The 4,220-nt window shown below is 64.4% G+C and carries 4 protein-coding genes; 1 reads left to right on the forward strand and 3 read right to left on the reverse strand.

Annotation, left to right across the window (positions count from 1 at the left end):
• The 3 genes from AC5DC2_RS20335 to AC5DC2_RS20345 form a co-directional block, all read right to left on the reverse strand.
• The coding region (locus AC5DC2_RS20335; protein ID WP_491699794.1) for a DEAD/DEAH box helicase at nucleotides 1-1,360 on the reverse strand (1,360 nt) is incomplete at its 3' end.
• A gap of 186 nt (nucleotides 1,361-1,546) precedes the next feature.
• Nucleotides 1,547-2,275: a LytR/AlgR family response regulator transcription factor gene (locus tag AC5DC2_RS20340; protein ID WP_491699795.1), complete on the reverse strand. Its 729-nt coding sequence runs from the start codon at nucleotides 2,273-2,275 to the stop codon at nucleotides 1,547-1,549.
• Nucleotides 2,263-3,366 (reverse strand): sensor histidine kinase, encoded by a 1,104-nt coding sequence (locus AC5DC2_RS20345; RefSeq protein ID WP_491699796.1) that lies wholly within the window; start codon nucleotides 3,364-3,366, stop codon nucleotides 2,263-2,265. Before AC5DC2_RS20345 ends, AC5DC2_RS20340 begins: the two co-directional genes overlap by 13 nt.
• Nucleotides 3,367-3,542: 176 nt before the next feature.
• Here AC5DC2_RS20345 and AC5DC2_RS20350 point away from each other — a divergent pair.
• Nucleotides 3,543-4,220: hypothetical protein (locus AC5DC2_RS20350; RefSeq protein ID WP_491699797.1), on the forward strand; the 678-nt coding region annotated here is incomplete at its 3' end.

Here is a 4,220-nt window from a genome sequence, read left to right on the forward strand (position 1 = left end):
TGTTATCGAGCGCTGCGGCGGGGAGCGGCGAGAGTTCCTCGGGAACGGGGTGGGCGGCCAATTGCTGGCGAAGAAACGCCGCAGCAATGCGCTCAGGCCCCGCCCGGTCCAGCAATTCGGCCACGAAGTCCGCCTCCGCCCCGGCGGGCTCAGCGGCAGAGGCGGCGGCATCGATGATCCGCCGGCGGTTGCGCGCCTCGATATCGGCAATGCCCGGCGCCGCACGCACGGTCGCCGTCAGCTTCGCCAATGCAAGCACGCGCTGAACCGCGCCCCGCCTGTTTTCCGGAACGATGAGCACGCAGACGCCCTTTCGACCGGCACGGCCGGTCCGGCCGGAGCGATGCAGCAGGGTTTCCGGGTTGCTCGGCACGTCGGCGTGGACCACGAGGTCGAGGTTCGGAAGGTCGATGCCGCGGGCTGCGACATCGGTCGCCACGCAGACTTGCGCACGTCCGTCGCGCATGGATTGCAGCGCATTCGATCTCTCCGATTGCGCCATTTCGCCCGAAAGCGAAACCACCGAGAAGCCGCGATTGGCGAGGCGCGCCGTGAGATGGCGGACCGCTTCGCGGGTGTGGCAGAACACCAGTGCGCTGGTCGAATCGGAATCGAGCAGCGTGTTGATGATCGCGTGTTCGCGCTCGTCGCGCCGCACCAGCATCAACTGGTATTCAATGTCGGCATGCTGTTCGGTGGATGCGGTCGTCTCGATGCGCACCGCGTTCGTCTGCACGGCTCGGGCGAGTTCCGCGATGCCGCGCCGCACGGTCGCCGAAAACAGCAGCGTGCGACGCTCCTTGGGGGCGGCGCCGAGGATGAACTCCAGGTCGTCGCGAAACCCGAGATCCAGCATCTCGTCGGCTTCGTCGAGCACCACGGCGCGGAGGGCGCTCAGGTCCAGCGTTCCCCGCGTGATGTGATCGCGCAGGCGTCCGGGGGTGCCGACGACGAGATGGGCGCCGCGGTCGAGCGCGCGGCGTTCGTTGCGCATGTCCATGCCGCCCACGCAGGTCGCGGTCCTCACCTCGGCTGTCGCGTAGAGCCAGTCGAGTTCCCTTTGGACCTGAACGGCGAGTTCGCGCGTCGGCGCAATGACCAGACCGAGCGGTGCTGCGGCGGCGTTGAAATGCGCGTCGCGCCCAAGCAGCGTCGGCGCGATTGCGATGCCGAAGGCGACCGTCTTTCCCGAGCCCGTCTGCGCCGAGACCAGGAGATCCACGTCACGATGATCTTCATTCGTCATCGCCATTTGAACCGGGGTCAGCGCGCTGTAGCCTTTCGCCGCCAGGGCGGAGGCAAGCGCCGGATGGATGGCGGCGATCGGGGATGTGGCGTTGGAATCGGTATTCGGCGTCATGGTCACCACCTTTGCTGGCCGCCGAATATCATCATGTGCGCGCTCTGGGTAGCGATAGTTTTCCGATATCTGCGCCCTTGGCGCCCGGGGCTGATGATGACATCCGGCGAAATTGAACGGAGGACGGAGTTGGCATCCTGCACGAGGAACCGGGTCTTCTGCTCGACCTTGCCGGCCTCGTCGGACTCAGTCATCCAGAAGCTGGCGCAAGCGTCTGGTTGCGGATCGTCCAAGGGGGATCTCGCGGTCGTTTGCGCTGAAGCGCAGCAGGCCCCGGCCGCCGGCCTGCCATTCGACCGAGTGGATCTGGTCGAGGTTGACCAGAAGCGAGCGGTCCAGCCGGCGAAAGGGAGGTGATGGCAGGTCAGTCTCGAACTTACCGAGCAATCCCGCGGCGAGATAGGTCTGGTCGGTATCGAGATGCACCCGGGTGAAGTCCGCTTCGGCCTGCAGCAGCGTGATGGAATTGACCGGGACCAGAACCGAAGACATCATTGATTTCAGGAGAATGCGCGCCGGCGGCTGGGCGCCGACCCCCGTGCCAGCCGACGGCTGCTTTTGGGCAAGGCGTTCCCGGAGACGGCCGACCGCGGTCTGGAGACGATCCGGATCGACCGGCTTGACCAGAAAGTCGAGCGCGGCGACATCGAAGGCGTCGGTGGCATATAGGCTGTAGGCGGTAACAACGATCACGGCGGTCTCGGACGACAGATCGGCAACAATCTCGAAACCCTTGCCGCTCGATAGTTCGATATCGAGGAATACGGCGTCCGGGCGCAGCGTTCCGATCAACGTGCGCGCCTGATCGATCGTGCCGGCCTCGCCGATGATTTCGATATCGTCGAAGGCTGCGAGCATGCGTCTCAGACCGCGCCGGGCCGGCGGCTCGTCATCGATGAGGATTACACGAGGCATGCGGACCCCCTCAACATCAGTCTGGCGACGACGCGGTCGCCCGCTTGTTTCAGGGTCAGTTCATAGCCGTCCGGGTAGTGAAGACGAAGGCGCTGTCTGGTATTGGCAAGGCCGATGGCGGGGCGGCCCGTTCGTTCGGGTTGCAGCGTGCCGGAATTGACGACTTCGATGACGATGCTCCTGTCATCAAGGCGATCCACCCTGACGCCGATCTCGATGGCATCGTCCTGATGCTGCAAGCCGTGCTTGACCGCATTTTCGACCAGTCCCTGGAGGATCATGTGCGGCACCAGCACGGTGAGGGCTGCGGGATCGACGGTCACGGTCGTACTCAGCCTTTCCTCGAAGCGCAGTTCCTGAATGCGCAGATAGGCGCGCATCGCTTCCAGTTCGTCGGCAAGCGGACACCTGGAATGGGCCGCGTGGTCGAGGCAGTAGCGAAGATAGGCGGCAATGCGGCGCACCATCTCCAGCGCCTCGCCCGGCCGGTCGTGAATTTCCGAGGCGACCGAATTGAGGGCGTTGAAGAGGAAATGCGGGGCAAGCTGCAGATGCAGCCGTTCCATTTCGAGCCGGACCGCCTCCGCCCGCGCCTCGGCCGCGCGCAGGCGTTCGGAACGCGCCTCGAGCAAAGCGGTGCGCCAGAAATACATCAGCGACCAGCCGATCAGGGTGATCGTGTAGAACACGGTCATCATCGCCGGGCTGAGCGGTAGCGGCATGTCATTGAGCGCGAGCCGGCGCACGACGTCGGCGATTTCCCGCAGCGCCAGCCCGCCGGCAAGCGAGAAACCCAGCAGAAAGATGATAATCGGGATGGTTGTGATCCGCCGTCGTCGCGACAGGAACACCACATGAAGCGCTCCCGTCATAAGGAAGGCGAGCGGATCCACGGTCAGCGTCATCACCGTGGCGGCAAAGACATCGCCGAAGGTGATGAGGCGCGCCGTCCAGCCAAACAGGATCAGGAAGCTCCAGACCGCGCACTGCGCGCCCCAGAACGTCCGGAGCACGGGCACGGGATCGCCGTCGGTCGCTTCTTCGCGCGCTATGCCATCCGCGGCGCGCGGTTCCACCGTATCACTGACCATGGGCAGGCACCGTTTTCCTCTTCCATCGCGTCGATCGCCATCGATTTTACGCCCTTCCGCGCGGGAACGAATGCCGGTTCATCGAAAAAATCATGGCTTTCATCGAAATGCAGATGAATTCGCGCCATCCTTTGGCATGATGCACGTCAATCCGACCCTGCGGGATTTCGCATGAAATGCTGAAAGCGGCCGCGATCGATGACCAGTGGCTTCGGGAGGTTCAGATGTTTTTCAGCGTATCACGCGGCGCCGGGATGGCAAATGCGAGGCCGGCGACCGCCGCCCCGAGCTTTCGGGCAATCATGTTCGGCTCGGTTTGCGCCGCCTCCCTCATCGCCGCCGCCCCGGGCTACGCTGACGATTGCGACGAAACCGGCGACCCCTTCACCTGTTCGTTCAATTCCGGCAGCGCCTCCGTCAATCTTGACGTGACTGCGGCTTCGGTCGATTCCGGGGACGACGGCGCCGCGATAGAGGTTACACAGGACGGCTCGACGCAGACGCTCACGATCGACTCGAGCACCGCCGATGCCGGCTGGCAGATCAGCTCTGCGGGCGCCGGAGGTGATGACAATGGCGGCGCGGCCGGCGAAGGCGGCTGGCTGACGATCAACAATACCGGCGGCTCGTTCACCGGCACTGCCAGTGTTTCGAGCGGCATCGCATCGCTGATCCATATGCAAAGCGCCGGTGGCTCTGGTGATGCGACCAACAATAACTACAAATCGAGCGGCGGAGCGGGCGGGTCCGGCGGGGCGCTGACATTCACCAGTAACTCAGGCACCAGTTACACGATGAGCGGCTCGAGCAGTGACGGGGCGGCGGGCCTCTATGCTTTCACTGCAGGCGGAGCC

Source organism: Martelella sp. (assembly GCF_984369615.1).